This window comes from Flavobacterium luminosum, assembly GCF_023635005.1.
Classification (GTDB): Bacteria; Bacteroidota; Bacteroidia; order Flavobacteriales; family Flavobacteriaceae; genus Flavobacterium; species Flavobacterium luminosum.
On record NZ_JAMLJM010000001.1, the window covers coordinates 324077 to 343361 of the forward strand.

At 34.3% G+C, this 19285-nt stretch carries 16 protein-coding genes and 3 tRNA genes; 10 read left to right on the forward strand and 9 right to left on the reverse strand.

The genetic code is table 11. The features are described 5' to 3' along the window. Positions 1-29 precede the first annotated feature (29 nt). The 3 genes from NAT50_RS01470 to NAT50_RS01480 are packed head-to-tail and all read right to left on the reverse strand — an operon-like array spanning position 30 to position 2016. Positions 30-533, reverse strand: a complete 504-nt coding sequence (locus NAT50_RS01470) for a DUF6702 family protein (protein ID WP_250590769.1) — start codon at positions 531-533, stop codon at positions 30-32. A gap of 9 nt (positions 534-542) precedes the next feature. Continuing rightward, a complete protein-coding gene (locus tag NAT50_RS01475) occupies positions 543-1286 on the reverse strand; it encodes a hypothetical protein (RefSeq protein WP_250590771.1) in 744 nt (247 codons plus the stop codon). Further along, a complete protein-coding gene (locus NAT50_RS01480; RefSeq protein WP_250590773.1) occupies positions 1273-2016 on the reverse strand; it encodes a hypothetical protein in 744 nt (247 codons plus the stop codon). Before NAT50_RS01480 ends, NAT50_RS01475 begins: the two co-directional genes overlap by 14 nt. 136 nt (positions 2017-2152) lie before the next feature. On the opposite strand from NAT50_RS01480, the gene pepE reads away from it, so the two are divergent. After that, positions 2153-2860, forward strand: coding sequence for a dipeptidase PepE (gene pepE / locus NAT50_RS01485; protein ID WP_250590775.1), 708 nt, complete (start codon positions 2153-2155; stop codon positions 2858-2860). A gap of 39 nt (positions 2861-2899) precedes the next feature. Here pepE and NAT50_RS01490 read toward each other — a convergent pair. The 3 genes from NAT50_RS01490 to NAT50_RS01500 all read right to left on the reverse strand — a co-directional run bounded on the left by NAT50_RS01490 (position 2900) and on the right by NAT50_RS01500 (position 3182). Then, positions 2900-2972, reverse strand: a tRNA-Gly gene (locus tag NAT50_RS01490). Between the two features lie 29 nt (positions 2973-3001). Further along, positions 3002-3077: transfer RNA gene (locus NAT50_RS01495), tRNA-Gly, on the reverse strand. 32 nt (positions 3078-3109) lie between these two features. Next, positions 3110-3182 (reverse strand) — tRNA-Gly (locus NAT50_RS01500). A 187-nt stretch (positions 3183-3369) separates the two neighbouring features. Between NAT50_RS01500 and NAT50_RS01505 the strand changes: the two genes are divergently transcribed. Together NAT50_RS01505 and NAT50_RS01510 are read left to right on the forward strand one after the other, a co-directional pair. After that, complete coding sequence (locus tag NAT50_RS01505; protein WP_250590777.1) at positions 3370-3807, forward strand: GNAT family N-acetyltransferase; 438 nt, start codon at positions 3370-3372, stop codon at positions 3805-3807. Positions 3808-3811: 4 nt separating this feature from the next. Next, positions 3812-5365: a L,D-transpeptidase family protein gene (locus tag NAT50_RS01510; protein ID WP_250590779.1), complete on the forward strand. Its 1554-nt coding sequence runs from the start codon at positions 3812-3814 to the stop codon at positions 5363-5365. On the opposite strand, the gene NAT50_RS01515 is transcribed toward NAT50_RS01510, so the two are convergent. Next, entirely contained in the window at positions 5354-6061 is a 708-nt protein-coding gene (locus NAT50_RS01515; RefSeq protein ID WP_250590781.1) for a murein L,D-transpeptidase catalytic domain family protein, read from the reverse strand. The genes NAT50_RS01510 and NAT50_RS01515 overlap by 12 nt on opposite strands. A gap of 558 nt (positions 6062-6619) precedes the next feature. On the opposite strand from NAT50_RS01515, the gene gpmI reads away from it, so the two are divergent. After that, complete coding sequence (gpmI, locus tag NAT50_RS01520; RefSeq protein ID WP_250590783.1) at positions 6620-8140, forward strand: 2,3-bisphosphoglycerate-independent phosphoglycerate mutase; 1521 nt, start codon at positions 6620-6622, stop codon at positions 8138-8140. A 63-nt stretch (positions 8141-8203) separates the two neighbouring features. On the opposite strand, the gene NAT50_RS01525 is transcribed toward gpmI, so the two are convergent. Further along, positions 8204-9478, reverse strand: coding sequence for an acetyl-CoA hydrolase/transferase family protein (locus NAT50_RS01525; protein WP_250590785.1), 1275 nt, complete (start codon positions 9476-9478; stop codon positions 8204-8206). A gap of 137 nt (positions 9479-9615) precedes the next feature. Here NAT50_RS01525 and NAT50_RS01530 point away from each other — a divergent pair, with 137 nt between their 5' ends. From NAT50_RS01530 to NAT50_RS01555, 6 genes are all read left to right on the forward strand, one after another. Next, entirely contained in the window at positions 9616-10290 is a 675-nt protein-coding gene (locus NAT50_RS01530; protein ID WP_250590787.1) for a TetR/AcrR family transcriptional regulator, read from the forward strand. A gap of 3 nt (positions 10291-10293) precedes the next feature. After that, positions 10294-11949, forward strand: a complete 1656-nt coding sequence (locus tag NAT50_RS01535) for a peptidase domain-containing ABC transporter (RefSeq protein WP_250590789.1) — start codon at positions 10294-10296, stop codon at positions 11947-11949. A 4-nt stretch (positions 11950-11953) separates the two neighbouring features. After that, on the forward strand, positions 11954-13309 hold the full coding sequence (locus NAT50_RS01540) for an HlyD family secretion protein (protein WP_250590791.1): 1356 nt from the start codon (positions 11954-11956) through the stop codon (positions 13307-13309). After that, positions 13287-14693 (forward strand): TolC family protein, encoded by a 1407-nt coding sequence (locus NAT50_RS01545; RefSeq protein ID WP_250590793.1) that lies wholly within the window; start codon positions 13287-13289, stop codon positions 14691-14693. Before NAT50_RS01540 ends, NAT50_RS01545 begins: the two co-directional genes overlap by 23 nt. 81 nt (positions 14694-14774) lie before the next feature. Then, positions 14775-15593: a type I methionyl aminopeptidase gene (gene map / locus NAT50_RS01550; RefSeq protein ID WP_250590795.1), complete on the forward strand. Its 819-nt coding sequence runs from the start codon at positions 14775-14777 to the stop codon at positions 15591-15593. Further along, entirely contained in the window at positions 15593-16363 is a 771-nt protein-coding gene (locus NAT50_RS01555) for a class I SAM-dependent methyltransferase (protein ID WP_250590797.1), read from the forward strand. The genes map and NAT50_RS01555 overlap by 1 nt, the downstream gene beginning before the upstream one ends. A 53-nt stretch (positions 16364-16416) precedes the next feature. Here the strand turns inward: NAT50_RS01555 and NAT50_RS01560 are convergent, their stop codons facing one another. Further along, entirely contained in the window at positions 16417-19230 is a 2814-nt protein-coding gene (locus NAT50_RS01560; protein ID WP_250590799.1) for a M16 family metallopeptidase, read from the reverse strand. Between the last annotated feature and the right edge of the window lie 55 nt (positions 19231-19285).

A 19285-nucleotide genomic window follows, 5' to 3' on the forward strand; every position in this document is an offset into this window, starting at 1 on the left:
GCTATTTTTTTAAATTCACAAAGAATTAACTATGGTTTTAACAAAGCTTTTGCATTTCCCGGTGTTAATAGGAAACTTTGCTTTTTACCATAAAGGTTAGTGTGTATTATATTTTGTTGATCTCCTGCAAAATCATGCAGTACAGAATTTTGAATTTCAAGGGTTTTTATTTTTGAAATATCTTTCACATTGTAGTAACAAATTAAAACATTGCCTTCCATTTCTTTGTTGGCTAAATTCACTGTTTTGGTTTGTCCGTTGACTCTAATGCTAAAATTCTCCGAAAGGTATTTTTTCAGTAAAACAATATCGTTTGGCGACTCATTAGGCTCTCCTAAATTGGTAGTTTGATTGTACTTTATTTTGAGAATCGTATTGAGATCATCTACAAAAATTCTTGAGGTAATTTGTAGCATTTTTTTCTCTTGTGCATAATCGATCTGATAAATAGATACATAAAATTTATGAATCGAAAATGACGACAAAACCATCAACAAAGAACAAAAAAGGGTTGTTTTCCAAAAAAATTTCATCTAATGTAATTATTTATTTTCATTAATAATGAGCGTTTTAAACTCGGTTGCAATATCTCCTATCAAAAAGGTGACCAAAGTTTTATTTTTACTTTGTAATGCCTGTACAAACTTAACATTATCTAAAGCATAAATCTGAAATCCTTTGATATAATCTTGAGGTATTTCGAGAGTTTCTACATAAAACTGTTCAGTATACATTTCATTGAAATCGGAGAGTAATCTTTCTTTTTGCTCTACAGCCAATTCTTTTTTTAGTTGCGAAGTTCTTCCGCTTAATTGATTGATTAATCCATCAACACTCATTCCTCCTATCGGAATCAGTAATGGACTGTACCATTTTAATTTCCCGGCTGTTTTCAGTCTTCGTTCAGCGGGAGTATATTCTTTTACATTTTGAGAAACTATTCCAGTCGATTTTGCAGTTATGGATTTCACTTTTATTTCATCCAATTCATTCACCTTCGGCTTTACTAGAATATTCAGAATATCTTTTTTAAAAGAATGCGAATCCAATCGGATCTGAACTCCTTTTATATGTTTTGCTGCAAGGACCAAAACATCTCCCGGAGCTGCTGCAATAGTAAAGAAACCCCCATCTGATGTAATTGTAGAGGCTTTGCTGGTAAAATTAACTACCAATATCCCATCAGGATTCACTTCTGAAATTACCTTTCCTTTCAAATCCGATTGAGAAAACACACTTTGAAATAAAAACAAAGTAAAGATTATTAGGTAATTATTCCTTTGCATTAATTATTTCTAAATAGTTCATCACTTTTTCTTTGAGTAAATTTTCGACTAATTTAGTCTTTTTTGTATTTAATAAGGCTACAATATCCTTATCATCCAATGCGTAAATCGTAAAACCTTTGATATATTCCAAAGGAAGACGAAGGACTTTGGTGTAAAATTCCTCTGAAAACATTTGTTGTAGTCTTCCTTGAAGTTTTTCTTTTTTTTCTACTTCAACTATTTTTTCCAACATTGCTGTTCTTCCAGAAATCGCATTAAATAAAGGGTCTATGCCTATAGAACCTCCTGTAGTACCATCGGTATTCCCTAGAACAGAAGATTCACTAGCTACTTTTAACCTACGTTCGGCAGGAGTATATTTTTTGGTTTTGCCAGAGACAATTCCTAAATCGACTGCATTAATTCTTGGAAAATTCTGAACCACAACCTCATCTAACACATAGGGCTGGGATTTTAATTTTACAAAAAACAAATCAGCAGAAAAATCGGTGGGCTTCAAAACAATCTGTATTCCTTTTATATTCACTCCCGAAATAACAAGGGTATCATGAGGTTGGGCTACAATTTTAAAAAATCCTTGGTTGTCTGCAACGGTTTCTTTTTTAGCAGAAAAATTAACAATGTAAATTTTTTCCAAAGTCGGTGTTTCCAAAACAACCTTACCGCTCAAAAAATTCTGAGAAACCATCGAAGCACTGCATAGCAGAAAAAAGAAAATTGATTTCATAACCAAAGATTAAGTGGTAAAAGTAAAAGTATTGAGTCCCAATTTATTATTAAGGACTTGGTAAAAATTTGTTAATTGTAAACAACTTTGATAGCATAAAATCGTAAATTCACCACTTAAAACCACAACAAACACCATGAGTAAAAAAGTTATACTTGCAAGTACTTCAACACTATATAACGGAGGTTATCTAGAATACTTGTTGCCTGTTTTAAAGCAACATTTTGAAAATGTAAAAACACTACTTTTCATCCCTTATGCCAGACCCGGTGGAATTTCTCACGAAGAATACACTCATAAAGTTGGCAATGCCTTTAGCCCAATAAACATAACTGTAAAAGGATTGCATGAATTTGAAAACGCTAAAGAAGCGATCCAAAAAGCCGAAGCTATTTTTACAGGTGGAGGAAATACTTTTTTGTTAGTTTCTCATCTCTACGAATTGGATTTAATAGATACTTTGAAAGCTACTATTGAATCCGGAACACCTTACTTGGGAACTAGTGCTGGTAGCAATATTGCTGGTCTTACAATAAACAACACCAACGACATGCCTATAGTACTTCCAAAAAGCTTCACTACTTTGGGAATAATCAACTTTAATTTAAATCCACATTATTTAGATCCAATTGAAGGCTTAGCACATATGGGAGAGACGCGAGAAACACGCATAAACGAATTTCACACAGTAAGCAAAATTCCTGTTCTAGGATTACGAGAAGGAAGCTGGTTAGAAGTTTATGGAGAAGATGTTTTTCTTCGCGGTCCGTTAACAGCAAGACTTTTTAGGTCTGGAGAATTTGCTGTAGAAATGGCGCCAGGAGAAAATTTAAACTTTTTATAAAAACAAAAAACCTCACATTGATTGTGAGGTTTTTTTATGAGCGGAAGACGAGGCTCGAACTCGCGACAACCAGCTTGGAAGGCTGGAGCTCTACCAACTGAGCTACTTCCGCAGGTGTAATTTTTGAAACTTTTCTTGTTTTGGAGCGGAAGACGAGGCTCGAACTCGCGACAACCAGCTTGGAAGGCTGGAGCTCTACCAACTGAGCTACTTCCGCAGGTGTAATTTTTAAAACTTTTCTTGTTTTAGAGCGGAAGACGAGGCTCGAACTCGCGACAACCAGCTTGGAAGGCTGGAGCTCTACCAACTGAGCTACTTCCGCAATTGAATCACAATCTTACTAACTTGAGCAACTTTGTGTTATTCTTTTGAGGTTGCAAATATAAATAATAAGTTTGTTTTTGCACAAATTTTTTAGAAAAAAATTAAACATTAGTTATTATGCTATTTCACACAAAAGCAACTGACTAATAATTAAAGTTTTAGAATTAATTTTATTTTTGTAAATTATGATTGAAATAAAAAAAATAACCGCTACAGAAACCTATGCAGTACGTCAACCCGTGTTAAGACCGGGGAAACCTATTGAAAGTTGTCAATTTGAAGGTGATGATCTGAAAACCACCACCCATTTTGGACTATTTAAAGAACAAACTCTTATAGGAGTAGTTTCTGTTTTCGAAGTTACGCATAAGGACTTCGAAGCGAAAAAACAATTTCAGGTACGAGGTATGGCAATTCTGGAAAACGAACAAAATAAAGGATATGGTAATTTGCTGATTACAGAAGTAGAAAAACTAGCACATAAAAATAAAATAGAAATCATTTGGTTTAACGCTCGAGAAAAAGCAGTTAATTTTTATCAAAAAATGGGATATACCATTTTGGGTACACTATTTGATATTCCAAATGTAGGACCACACTATGTTATGTGGAAACAATTATAATGTTATGAGATACACTTTTACTATATTATTATTCGGTATTTTTTTGTACATCGGTTGTGGTAACAACTCTTCTCCTCGCATCATTACAACAGAGGAACATATTGCCAATGCCATACAAAATGAAGAAATACAAAAAGGCTGGGACAACAAAGAAAACAGAACAGCATTGCTTATCGCTATCAAGGAAGCCGATAAAGAAGGTCTTTTTCCAGAAGATTATCAATATAGTAAACTAGCAGACTACGAAAACAACCTCATCCTTCTTCCTCATACCAAAGAAAAATATTTTGAGTTACTTACGACGGCCTACATTAAATACCTTTCTGATCTAAAGAACGGAAAAGTCAATCCGCTTGAAATGTACAGCGATTGGGACATTAAACCGAAGAAAATTCAACCAGACACTATTCTATCAATTGCTTTGTACAAAAACAAAATAGACAGCACTCTTGAAAGTCACAAACCCAAACATGCTGTCTATCTTAACCTAAAAAAAGCTTTAGCAAAAATAAATAGTATGCCAGAGGACAATTGGACTACTATTGTTACCAAAGAAAAATTTAAACTGGACTACGAGAGTGAAACTGTAGCCAAAATAAAGGAACGATTGCGTTATTGGGGCGATTTAGAGGCTTCAGATACCGTGGCTAACACCAAATACGATAAAAATTTGGAAACTGCCGTGCTTAAATTTCAATCCAGACACGGACTAGAGACTGATGGTGTCGTTGGACCCGGAACTCTTAAAGCTTTAAACTTTAGTAAAGAAGAAAGACGACAACAAATTATAGCCAACTTAGAACGATGGAGATGGTTTCCTGAAGATTTAGGAAGCAATTTTATAAGCATTAATATTCCTGCTTTCAAGTTTTATATGGTTGAAAACAACGATACGATTACTAGTCGTCGCGTCATCGTAGGAAGACCTGCTAGAAAAACACCTATCCTTTCATCGGTTGCCAATAATATCATTTTCAATCCTACTTGGACCGTCCCTCCCACAATCATTAGAGAAGATTTAACTCCAGATGCTACTAGAGATAGAGGATATTTTCATAAAACCAGAATCACAATATTCGATCATAAAGGCAATAAAGTTGCGGTAAGAAATTGGAGACCAAAAGATGCCAAAAAATACACCTATGTTCAACAACCCGGTGAAAACAATTCCCTTGGTGTTGTGAAAATTAATTTCCCTAACAGCCATTTGGTTTATATGCACGATACCAATCATAAAGAACTCTTCAATCTAAATTCCCGTGCTTTAAGTTCGGGGTGTGTTCGTGTGGAAAAACCACTTCCAATTGCCGAGTTTTTACTTAAATCAAAAACATACAAAAAAAAACAAGAAAACGGCGATTTAATAGAAAAACCAATCTATTCGCTGAGCAAAATAGACACCATCATTAAAAGTAAAAAAACAAAAACTGTAAAATTAGAACAGAACTTCAAGGTTCATTTGCTCTACTTTACAGCTTGGTATGATACTAAAGAATTACAATTTAGAAATGATATCTACAATTATGATTCTGAGTTGTATTCAAAATTAAGAAACTAGTTTACTTACAATATCGTAGCTTTTAGCAGGATGATAAATAAAAAGGCAAGATTTTCCTTTTATTGTATTGATGATCTCACTTTTTAAATCTTCTGGAATCGCAGGACATCCTTGACTTCTACCTAGGTATCCTTGGTTTTTTAAGATGGAAGGATTAGCATAGCTCGCACCGTGAATTACCACCGCTCTAGCTCTTGCATTGTCATTAATTCCTTTTTCCTGACCATCTAATTTTAGAGACAAACCGTGTTTCCCGAAGTACGTCTCGCCAGTAGTGTAAAAACCTAAGCTACTTTTATAAGAATTACTTTGGTTTGAGAAACTAGTAGCGTATTCTAAACCTGAATTTCTACCGTGGGAAACTACTGTGTTGTATAAGATTTTGTTAGAAACCAAATCTATAATCCACATTCTTTTCTTTGTGGAAGACATGCTAAAATCTATAACTGTTAAGATATCTTTTTCTATGACTCCCTTTTGTTTTAAGGCATAGAAACCAGTCATAGCCCGTTTAAAACATTCCACTTGAGGCAATGCAAAACTATTTGCATCTAAAGAATTGTAAATCATTTCAATTCTCACAGCCAAATTAGCCGATTTAGTATTGGCCAACAATTTCGGATCTGTATTATTCGTAGACTTTGGGGCAAAAGACACAAAAAATAACAATAACAAAGGTAAAAACTTGTAAATCATTGATATTCTTTCAATTATAATTCAACTTAAACATTACAAATATGGTTAAAAAAAAAGTTGATTGCAAATTTATCATGCATTTTATCGATGTTTTAACATAGTTCATCGATATTTTTATACCGTAAGATCATTATAAAAAAAACTCAAATCCCTTTATTTAAAAGGAATTTCACGTCTTCTGAGACTAATTTCAATTGGCCTTAAAAAGAATAAAAAAATTCATTTGCAATACGATTTTTCATACATATTATTCCAAATAACAACATAAAACATATTCATAAACAACGAATTACAAAAAATATTATATAAAAATTCTACTTTTAGCCCTAAATATCCAAACTAGCCTTAATACTTTACAATCCTTCTTTATTTCTGAGCTCTCTAAAATCCTCTTTTCTGCAAACTATCTCTTTTCTAGTTTGTTCGAGCTATTTTAAACAAGAACGGAATTAAAAATGGATTTAATTTTTTAATTTTGGAGCTATTTCCCGCTGTTCATTATATCTTTTTTTTAGCAAAAAAAGGATGTCATTGCCATCGGGGCTAAAATTGTATCTCATGAACAAAAAAGTAATTTTAATGATTCTTGATGGTTGGGGAAAATCACCTGATCCTAAAGTATCAGCTATCGATAATGCCAACGTACCCTTCATAAAAAGTTTATATACAAAATATCCCAATGCTCAATTGCGTACCGACGGTCTAAACGTAGGTCTTCCCGAAGGGCAAATGGGAAATTCTGAAGTAGGCCACATGAATTTGGGTGCAGGACGAATTGTCTACCAAGATTTAGCAAAAATTAACTTGGCCGTTGAACACAAAACCTTAAATCAGGAAAGAGTTTTACACGATGCTTTCACTTATGCCAAAGAGAACAACAAACCTATTCATTTTTTAGGTTTAGTTTCAGATGGCGGAGTACACTCACACACCAATCACCTTAAAGGCTTATTAGACGCTGCTCATGATTTTGGTCTTGACAAAGTATTTATCCATGCTTTTACCGATGGTCGCGATGTTGATCCTAAATCGGGAGCTAAATACATCGAAGATTTAAACGAATACACTAAAAAATCATCCGCAAAAATAGCTTCTATCATCGGACGCTACTATGCTATGGACAGAGACAAACGTTGGGAACGTGTAAAAAAAGCATACAATCTGTTGGTAAACGGAATAGGAACTCCTTCTAAAAATGCGACATCGAGTATTCTAGAAAGTTACGCTAAAGACGTTACCGATGAATTCATCGATCCGATTGTCATGATAGACGAAAATAACCAGCCACTAGCTACCATAAAAGATGGCGACGTGGTTATTTTCTTCAATTTCAGAACCGACAGAGGTAGAGAATTAACCGAAGTTCTTTCGCAAAAAGACCTGCATGAGGAAAACATGCACAAACTCAATTTGTATTATGTTACCATGACCAATTACGATGATACTTACAACAATGTACACGTAATTTATGACAAAGACAATATCACAGAAACTCTTGGTGAAGTCTTAGCAAAACACCATAAAAAACAAATCCGTATTGCCGAAACAGAAAAATACCCACACGTAACGTTTTTCTTTTCTGGTGGTCGTGAAGAACCTTTTGATGGTGAGAGTCGTATTCTTTGTCCTTCGCCAAAAGTGGCTACTTACGACTTAAAACCAGAAATGAGCGCATACGAATTAACCAAAGCTTTAGTCCCAGAACTTAAGAAAGGAGAAGTAGATTTTGTATGCCTTAACTTTGCCAATGGCGATATGGTGGGACATACAGGAGTTATGGAAGCGGCGATTAAAGCTTGTGAAGCAGTAGATCATTGTGTAAAAGAAGTGATAGAAACCGCTATAGAAAATCATTACACAACACTAGTCATTGCCGATCATGGAAATTGCGAAACGATGATTAACCCTGATGGGAGTCCAAACACGGCGCATACTACCAATCCAGTTCCATTCATTCTGATAGACAACGATGTAAAACATGTTTCAGATGGTGTTTTAGGCGATATTGCTCCTACGATATTGGAGTTGATGGGAGTTCCTAAACCAGAAGTCATGACTAGACATTCTTTACTCAGATAAACAATAAATCATCTAAACCGTTTTAATCCTAAAAATAAATAAAAGCTCCATTTGGAGCTTTTATTATATAGTTTTAAAGTAATCGAAATATTCTTTATCTATTTGTTCTTGATGATCAGGATGTGCAATTTTAATCATTTCTGCAGCGCGTTGTTTTAAAGTTTTACCGTATAAATTCGCAATCCCATTTTCGGTTATCACATAATGCACATGAGCCCTCGTAGTCACCACTCCTGCACCACGTTTTAAGAACGGAACAATGCGACTTTCACCTTTTTTAGTAATCGAAGGCAGTGCAATAATAGCCTTCCCTCCTTCGCTCAAAGAAGCACCTCGAATAAAATCCATTTGCCCTCCGACACCAGAATACATTCTTGAACCTATCGAATCGGCACAAACCTGCCCTGTTAAATCAACCTCAATAGCAGAATTGATAGCTACCATCTTTGGATTTTGACGAATAATTGCTGTATCATTAACATACGAAGATTCTTTCATTTCAATAAACGGATTATTATCCACAAAATCATATAGTCGCTGCGATCCCACTAAAAAAGTAGCCAATGTCCTTCCGCGCTCGACTCCTTTATAATTACAGTTAATCACGTTACGTTCAATCAAATCGATTACCCCATCACTAAACATTTCGGTATGCAATCCCAAATCTTTGTGGTTCTTCAGTTTTTCTAAAACCGCATTGGGTATAGAACCAATCCCCATTTGAAGAGTACTTCGATCTTCTATTAAACTCGCTACTAAATCCCCTATTTTTTCTTCTTCGGGAGATATTCCTCCTTTTCCATGCGTCGGTATAGGCATGTCTACTTCTACCAGATAATTAATCTCCGAAACATGTAAAATACCATCACCAAAAGTTCTGGGCATTCTGGGATTTACTTGAGCCACCACAATTTTGGCATTTTCTATAGCTGCCAAAGTGGCCTCTACAGATATTCCAAGAGAACAATACCCATGATTATCGGGAGGAGAAACATGAATAAAAACCACATCTAAGGGAACCACTTTGTTGCGAAATAACAAAGGTAATTCACTCAAAAAAACAGGAGTATAAGATCCGTTACCCGCTAATAACGTATGCCGAACATTTGCGCCAATAAAAAAAGAGTTGACATGAAAACTTTCGGCCAATTCCGGATTTGCATAAGGAGCCTCTCCTTCGGTATGCAAATGACATATTTCTACATTTTTCAATTCTGAAGCCCTATCTGTTAAAGCTTTAGTTAAAATCGACGGTGCTGCTGAAGCAGCCTGAACGTATACCCTATCGCCAGATTTAACTACTTTGACAGCTTCCGCCGCCGTTACATATTTCCCCATAATTAGTCTTTAAACAAATTTATAAAACATTTTCTCTAAAATAGGGGTTCCTCTTGTGTATTACACGTCATTAAATAAATGTTAAAAAGATTATTTTTAAAAGCAATACTATTAGTTTTGTATAAAATACTATCATAATGAATATATTTATCTCGAATTTAAAATTCAATATCAGTAGTAAAGTTTACGTAAAAGACCCTGAAACTTCCGATTTAGGGAAAAGAATTCTTAAAGAAAGTATTTTGCTATTAGATGAAATAGGTTTTGAGGAGTTTAACTTCAAGAAATTAGGTCTCCGAATAGGTTCTAACGAGAGTTCTATTTACCGTTATTTTGAAAACAAACATAAACTATTGGTTTACTTATCCAGTTGGTACTGGAGCTGGATTGAATACAAATTAGTTTTTGCCACAACCAATATTGAAAACAAAATGACAAGGTTAAAAAAAGCAATTACGATAGTAACCGAAAAAGTTGAAGATGATGAAACCACAAGCTATATCAACGAAGCTGTTCTGAATAAAATCATCATTAAAGAATTCACCAAAACGCTACAAACCAAAGAAGTGGATCATGAAAACAAAGAAGGTTATTTCCTGATTTACAAAAGAGTTATCAATAGGATCATAGCGATGGTCGAAGATATAAATCCCGATTATCCTTTCAGCAAAAGCTTAATATCCGGTATTGTAGAAGGAGCATTGCATCAGCATTTTTTAAAAGATCATTTAAAAACAATCACCAACTGCAATGAGGAAACTAGTCCCTCTGATTTTTATATCCATTTAATCGAAAATCTTTTAAAAAAATAAATCATGACACCGTTAAAAAGATTCATAAATCTATTGCGATTAGATCGAAAAGATGTGATTCAGATCCTATTCTATGCTGTTTTTGCCGGTATAGTAAGTCTGTCTTTGCCTTTAGGAATACAAGCCATTATCAATTTTATACAAGCCGGCAGAATCAGTGTCTCCTGGATAATTTTAATATTTTTAGTAGTCCTTGGAGTAGTCTTTGTAGGCATATTATCATTAATGCAATTGCGAATTACTGAAAATCTTCAACAAAAAATTTTTATTAGATCTTCTTTTGAATTTGCGTATCGCATTCCAAAATTCAAATTCGAAGAAATCTATGGTAAATATACTCCTGAGCTTGCCAATCGCTTTTTTGACACTCTTTCCATTCAAAAAGGAACTTCAAAATTATTAATCGATTTTTCTGCAGCCGTATTACAAATTACCTTCGGATTAATTCTACTCTCCTTATATCATCCATTTTTTATTGTTTTTGGGATTTTACTGATGTTTTTATTGTACTTCATCTTTAAATTTTCGTACACTCCAGGATTACAAAGCAGTTTAAAAGAGTCGAAATATAAATATAAAGTAGCTAGTTGGTTGCAGGAATTGGCCCGAAATTCAAATAGTTTCAAAAGAGAGAACCATCATGAATTTGCTTTAGGCAAAACAGATCATTTGGTACAAGATTATTTAAATTACAGGGAAAAACACTTTGGTATAATCAGAAAACAATTCATCCAATTAATCTCATTCAAAGTAATTATAACCGCTAGCTTGCTATTAATAGGCGGATTTTTGGTTCTAAATGAGCAGATGAATATTGGACAATTTGTGGCGGCTGAAATCATCATCTTATTAGTAATAAATTCTGTTGAAAAAATCATATTGGGTTTAGAAACGTTTTATGATGTATTGACTTCAATAGAAAAAATAGGTCAAATTACAGACCTGGAAATTGAAAAAGAGACCTATATCAGTCAAAACGACTGTTACAATTCCATTTCATTAGAAGCAGATAACATTCGTTTTCATTTCCCTGACTCGAATGAAAATGTATTGGAAAACATTAATATAACTATCGAACAAGGAGAAAAAATATGTATTGATGGAGATAATGGTTCGGGAAAAACTACTTTGATTCGACTTTTAGCCGGAATTATTCAACCCACTTATGGTGCTTTGTATATCAATGACGACACCTTCAGAAAAATCAATTTAGCGCAATACAGAGCCCATATTGCCTGCTTAACTCAAGGTGAAACTTTATTTGAAGGGAGCATTTTTCAAAATTTAACTTTTGGACAAACGGTAAGTAATGAAGAAATTAAAACCGCATTAGATGCTGTGCTTTTGACTTCATTTATTAAAACTTTACCGGAAGGACTGGATACCAAAATTCATCCGGAAGGCAAACAACTCTCTTCTTCCAATGCTCAAAAAATACTACTGGCAAGATGTATTATTAGTAAACCTAGAATTCTATTCTTAGAAAACCCAACCGATAAGATGGACGAAGAAACTTCTACTAAAATTATTGAATATTTAACCGACTCAAAACGCCATTGGACCTTAGTGGTTGCCTCTAAAAACCCAAAATGGAAAAAACCAGGCACACGCGTTATTATGATGGAACACGGAAAAATAAGTTCAGACTCAAAAATATAAAGCTATGCTAAACTTATCTAAAAATAACAAACCCAATTACACTCGTTTAGAGCAATACTCAACGATTCAATCTCTCGTCTCTAGACCTCATTACAAAGTTTTGAACAAAATACTTATTGGCTTTTTAATTGTTGTTGTGTTGTTTCTATTTTTACCTTGGACACAAAATATTACTGGTCAAGGCAATGTAACTACATTAATGCCTAATCAAAGACCACAAACCATTCAATCATTAATTTCCGGAAGAATAGAGAAATGGTATGTTCGTGAAGGTGATTTTGTGAAAAAGGGAGATACCATTTTATTTATTTCCGAGATCAAAGAGGATTATCTAGATCCAAATCTAGTAGAAAATACAAAGGCACAACTTACTGCCAAACAACAATCGGTAGAATCTTATGGCGGAAAAGTAAATTCATTATCAGAACAAATTGGCGCTATTGAAAGGGAACGTAGACTGAAATTTGAACAAGCTAAAAACAAAGTAAAACAATCGTACTTAAAAATTACGAGCGATAGTATGGATTTAGCTGCCGTTGAAACCCAATTAAAAATTGCAAAAACACAGTTTAATCGTACGGTTCAATTAAATAAGGAAGGGTTAAAACCGCTTACAGACGTAGAAGAAAAAAGATTAAAACTACAAGAAGTGGAGGCTAAAATCATTACACAAGAAAATAAATTATTAGCCAGTAAAAACGAATTAATTAATTCCAAAGTTGAACTGAACCGAATTAATGCTGAATATACAGAAAAAGTATCAAAAGCTCGCAGTGATCAATTTACAGCCTTGAGTAGCCAATATGATACAGAAGCACAAGTAAATAAACTAAAAAATCAATACACTAATTACAAAATTAGGAATGGGATGTATTATATCACGGCGCCTCAAGATGGCTATGTGAACCGTGCACTGCAATCTGGTATTGGAGAAAACATTAAGGAAGGAACCGCCATTGTAAGCATTATGCCTTCAAAATATCAATTGGCCGTTGAAACTTATGTATCTCCCATGGATTTCCCGTTGATTCAAAAAGGGGAACGCGTTCGTGTTTGGTTTGATGGATGGCCAACAATCGTTTTTTCAGGCTGGCCAGGCTTATCTTACGGAACGTATGGTGGTAAAATTGTAGCCATTGAAAATTTCATTAGCGACAATGGTAAGTATCGTGTTTTAATTGCCCCAGATGAAAAGGAAGAAAATTGGCCAAAACAATTAAGTATTGGTTCAGGAGCACAAACCATAGCCTTATTAGAAAATGTTCCTATTTGGTATGAAATATGGCGAACCTTAAATGGTTTCCCTCCTAATTATTATCAATCAAAAACAGAGAAAAATGCTACAAAGGAGAAAAAATAACAACCTATTCAAAATGGTTATTCTACTGTGCTTTTTCAGTTTCAATTTAGAGGCACAAAATAATGAATTTACCTATGCAGAATATTTGGGTTTTGTTAAACGATTCCACCCTATTGCCAAAATGGCCGACTTAGAAATAAGTCAAGCGCAAGCCAATTTATTACAAGCCAGAGGTGCTTTCGATCCAAAAATTGAAGCCGATTTTAGCAAAAAAGAATATCAGAACAAAGAATATTTTTCAGTATTTAATGGAAGTTTTAAGATTCCTACTTGGTATGGAATCGAATTAAAAGCTGCTTTTGAAAATAACGAAGGCTATTATTTAAATCCGCAAAACACGGTCCCTTCTAATGGACTAACAGCTGTAGGCATATCAATTCCTGTTTTACAAGGATTAGTGATCAACCAACGTATGGCCGATCTTAGAAAAGCAAAATCACAAATTAAGTTGAGTCAAGCCGAACGAAGATTACAAGCGGTGCAAATTATGTATGATGCTTCCATAGCTTATTTTAATTGGAAAAAAAACTATGAGGAAGTACGTTTGTATGAAAATTATGTTGCCAATGCTTCCATCCGTTTAAAGGGAATTCAAACCTTAATTGAACAAGGAGACAAACCCGCTATTGACAGTATTGAAGCAGGAATTACATTGAAAAACAGGCAACTCAGCTTGGAAGAATCGCGCTTTAAATTACTGAAAGCTAAATTAGAACTTTCTAATTTTTTGTGGACGAATGATAATTTACCGCTAGAATTGGAAGACAATTTAATTCCAGAAGAAAATTTAGAGCAATCCATAGGGTTGACACTGAAAACCAATATCTTACAAACTGAAACATTTTCTGTCGCAACACACCCAAAAATAAATGCGCTAGAAACTAAAATTGAAATGCTAAATATTGATCGAAAATTAAAAGCCAATATGCTACTACCTAAGCTTGATGTGGGGTATTCCTATATTTCAGAACCGGATGCTTTTTCAAATTATCGGTTTGAAGATTATAAATTTGGCATCAATGCGTATTTCCCCATTTTCTTAAGAAAAGAACGGGGCGCTTTGAAATTAGCACAACAAAAAATAAAAGTTCAAGAGCTGACTTTAGAGCTAGAAAAAAAACAATTGAAAAATAAAGTTACAGCCCAACAAAATGAAATCCAAACTATTTCGAAGCAAAAGGGCATCATAACAAGCTTAGTCAATGACAATGAAAAGCTAGTACAAGCCGAAGAGCGATTATTTGGCGCTGGGGAAAGTTCACTTTTTTTAATTAATACCCGTGAGAATAATTTGGTTAGCGCCAAACTTTCTCGCATAAACATAGATAATCGATTTTATCTTTCCCATGCCGAACTCTTTAAAACAATTGCAAATCCTGAATAATACAACGCTCCTGTTTCTCCTGAAACGGGAGTTTTATTTTGATTCAACATTTTTCGTACTTTTGCAGCAGAAATTTCGGTTATGATTATAATTAAAACAAGAGAAGAAATTGAATTAATGCGTGAAAGCGCGTTGGTTGTTTCTAAAACATTAGGAATGCTTGCTTCAGAAGTAAAACCAGGCGTAACTACCTTATATTTAGACAAATTAGCAGAAGAATTCATAAGAGACCACGGTGCTGAACCTGCTTTTTTAGGAATGTATGGCTTTCCTAATTCTCTGTGCATGAGTCCTAATTCTCAAGTAGTTCATGGAATACCTAATGATAAACCATTAGAAAGTGGAGATATTATTTCTGTAGATTGTGGAGCTCTTAAAAATGGTTACTACGGAGACCATGCCTACACGTTTGAAGTAGGAGAAGTAAACGAAGCTACTAAAAAACTTCTAAAAGTTACCAAAGAATCCTTATATGTGGGAATCCGAGAATTAAAAGCCGGAAACCGCACAGAAGATGTAGGATATGCTATTCAAAAATACTGTGAAGGACATGGTTACGGAGTAGTACGTGAACTAGTTGGACACGGAATCGGAACCAAAATGCATGAAGCACCAGAAATGCCTAATTACGGAAAAAGAGGCCGAGGCAAATTACTTCAGGAAGGAATGGTTGTGGCTATAGAACCTATGATTAATTTGGGTACTAAAAATATCAAGCAACATAAAGATGGCTGGACTATCACCACTGCCGACGGAAAACCTTCGGCGCACTTTGAGCATGATGTAGCAATCATAGACGGAAAGCCAGAATTGTTATCGACGTTCGCATATATTTATAAAGCTTTAGGCATTACTTCTAACGAAGAGGATGAATTTAGAAAACAACCTTTAGTACTGTAATGAAGTCATTGTTTAAATTCGTATTAAATACCATACCGCGTCCAATACTGATTCGTTTGAGTATTGTGGTTCGTCCCATATTAGCTATTGTCTTAAAAGGGAACCGATTTACAGATCCTATTGACGGGAAAAGTTTTCGGATGTTTTTACCTTATGGTTACGGAAACCAAAGAAACAATGTTTTATCCCCAAGCACACTATCCTTGGAGAGACACCGTCTGCTTTGGTTGTACCTTCAAAATGAAACCGACTTTTTTACCTCATCAACAAAAAAGAAAGTCCTTCATTTTGCTCCAGAACAAGAATTTTACAAACGTTTTAAGAAACAAACAAATCTCGAGTATACAACTACCGATTTACTGTCTCCTTTAGCGGATGTAAAAGCAGATATATGTAATTTGCCTTTTGAAGACAATTCGTATGACATCATATTGTGCAATCATGTTTTAGAGCATATTCCTGATGACACCAAAGCAATGCAAGAATTGTATCGTGTTTTAAAACCGGGTGGTTGGGGTATTTTCCAAATTCCGCAAGATTTAAACCGAGCTACTACCTTTACAGATGACAGTATTACCGATCCTAAAGAACGCGCCAAAATTTTTGGTCAATATGATCACGTTCGAGTTTACGGAAGAGATTATTTTGACAAATTAAGAAGCATAGGATTTAGAGTTGTAGAAGAAGATTATACACGTAAAATCTCGGCAGAATTAGTTACAAAATATTGTTTGGCTCCGGGTGAAATTATACCGGTTTGTTACAAATAAACCACAAAAAAACTCCTGATTTCTCAGGAGTTTTTTTTATGAATTTAACTTTACTATTTTGACCCTTCTTCAGGCATCAACATTGCAATAATCTTATCCTTAGTTAAATATTTTTTAGCAACTTCTTGAATCTCTTTTGCTGTTAAAGCATTCACCTTAGCTTCAAAAGCTAACACTTCTTCTGCTTTTGCATTATTCATATAAGCTCTTGTAAAGTTACTTAACCAGAATTTGTTTTCTTTAGATTCTTTCTTAAAGTCAAGGATCTCTCCTTCTTTAAATTTCACTAAATCTTTTTCTTCAGGACCGTTATCAATTAGTTTTTGTAATTCCGCTAAGGCAGAAGCCGTCAACTTTTCTGCATTTTCTGGACCACAAGGGAAAGAAATACTGAAATTATACGAACCGTAAGGCACTTTATTCATACTTCCTCTAGCACCAACACCATAAACTCCACTCTCATTTTCACGAAGCTGCTCAATCAATTTAATCGTCAACACTTCACCGGCCGCTTGAAGAGCCAATGCTTCTTTAGGAGAATACGTTGCATCACCGTAAAACAAAATATTTACAGTACTTTTTGGATCTTTACCTTTATTAACAACTTTTTTGTGTGATCCTTTAATACTTCTATAACCTAAATCTTTAAATGTTTCTTTTTTTGATTGCGATGGTAATGAAGCAATGTATTTAACTGCAAGTTCTTCCATTACTTTTTCATCAACATTACCTACGAAGAAAAATTCAAAATCACCTGCATTAGCAAAACGCTCTTTGAATTTGTCATAAGCTAGTTTGTAATCGGTTTCAGACCAAGTTTTTTCAGTTGGAATAATACCGTTAAATCTAGGATTTTCTTTAGCTAAGAACGATTGTAGTTCTTGTTGAAAATAAAAGGCAGGTTGCGATGTTAAATTTTTATAGAAAGAGGTCTGTTTCTGTTTGAAAGCTTCAAAAGATTCCTGATCAAAGTTTAATGCGGTAAAATAAGCATGTGTCATTTGGAACAAATACTCTAAATCTTTTGGCGTAGCACTTCCTCTTAATCCTTCAGAGGCATTGCTAATATAAGGATTTACAGATGCCATTTTACCTGTCATGAATTTATTAATGTCATTCAATTTTAATCCAGAAAATCCTGCTTCCGTTAATGCGCCATTAGCAAATTGTACTTTTTTGAAATCTGCATCAGAATACAAGTTACTACCACCAAAACTCAATGCTTCAAAAACAATTTCATCATTTTTAAAATCGGTTTTCTTGAAAGTAACCTTTGCTCCATTAGACAAGATTAATGTAGTTGCACCTAACTTCTCATTTCGCTCTTTTTTGGCTACTTTTCCTGGAGTTGGAATCGTTTTTAAGAGTCCTTTTGCTACTACTTTATCTTCATAGGCTTTAATGTTAGCATCAACTTTAATTGCTTCTAACACTTCAGCTTCTGTAGGTTTTTTCAATCCTTCTTTTTCCGGACCGGTAAGAAGAATAACTCGGTTTTCTTCTTTAATAAAATCTTTCATAAAAGCATTTACCTCTTCTAATGTAATCGTAGGCAATACTTTTTTAACCGTCTGATAGGTCCACTCGATGCCAGGAGCCGGTTCGTTCTCTAAGAAATGTGACTGGTATTCTCCCACAAATCTGTCGGAATTCGTCTTATTTCTATCGTTGTACATTTTTTCTACATTGGCTAAAAACTCAGTTTTTGCACGGTCTAATTCTGATGAAGTAAAACCAAACTTACGAGCTCTTTCATTTTCTGTAGCCAACACTTTTAACCCTTGTAATTGCTTGTCCTCTTGAGTCATAGCAACCGACTGGAATGCTTCTTTATATCTTGACCAAGTAGAACCATGGTAAGAATATCCATAAGTAAATGGCGGCGTTGCTGAATTCGTTAACTCTTCAAAACGAGCATTAATCATTGAGGTAAAAAGATTATCGATAAGATATTCTTTAAAATCAGCTACTTTTTTCATGACTTTTGGAGTATCCAAATCTTTGTACATTAATTGTACTTGTGTAGAAGTGGCTTCTTTATCACTTTCGATAGCTACAAAAGTTTCTTTGTGATTAGGTACCTCATAAATTTTTCTCTCTCTTTCATTAGTAGGATTCGAATAACCGGAAAAATGATTTATAATTTTTTTCTCCATTTCTTCCACATCGATATCACCTACCACAATCACGCTCATTAAATTAGGACGATACCAATCTTTATAAAAACGAATTAATGCTTCGTGTTTGAATTTTTCTAAAATTTCTTTCTGACCAATAGGCAAACGGTTAGCATAATGAGAATTATGCATTACCTTAGGTAAAAATCTTCCCATCATTCTCTTCTGAGCTCCCAATCCTAAACGGTACTCTTCTAAAACTACCCCTCTTTCTTTGTCAATTTCTTCAGGAGTCAGAACTGCATTAAAAGCCCAATCTTCTAAGATTTGGAACCCTTTTTCTAGTTTTTCAGGATTATCCGATGGAATAGGCAAGAAATAAACCGTTTCATCAAAACTAGTATAGGCGTTCAAGTGTTGACCAAATTTCACCCCAATACTTTGTAAATAATCAATCAACTGATTTTTTGGAAAGTTTTTAGTTCCGTTGAAACACATGTGCTCCATGAAGTGAGCCAATCCTTGCTGATCGTCATCTTCAAGAATTGAACCTGCGTTTACTACCAAACGTAAATCTACTTTTTTCTCTGGTTTGGCATTTTTCTTGATGTAATAGGTTAAGCCATTTTTTAATTTTCCTGTTTTTACGGAGGCATCAAAAGGAATGTCTTGTGACAAATCGACTTCCTGTGCAAAAGCAAAACCGGAAAACAATAAAAACCCTAAGGTGATTGTTTTAAAGTTATTCATATCGTTTATTTAATTTTTGTAAAACTATAAACTAAAGTATATTTGATAAAGTTTT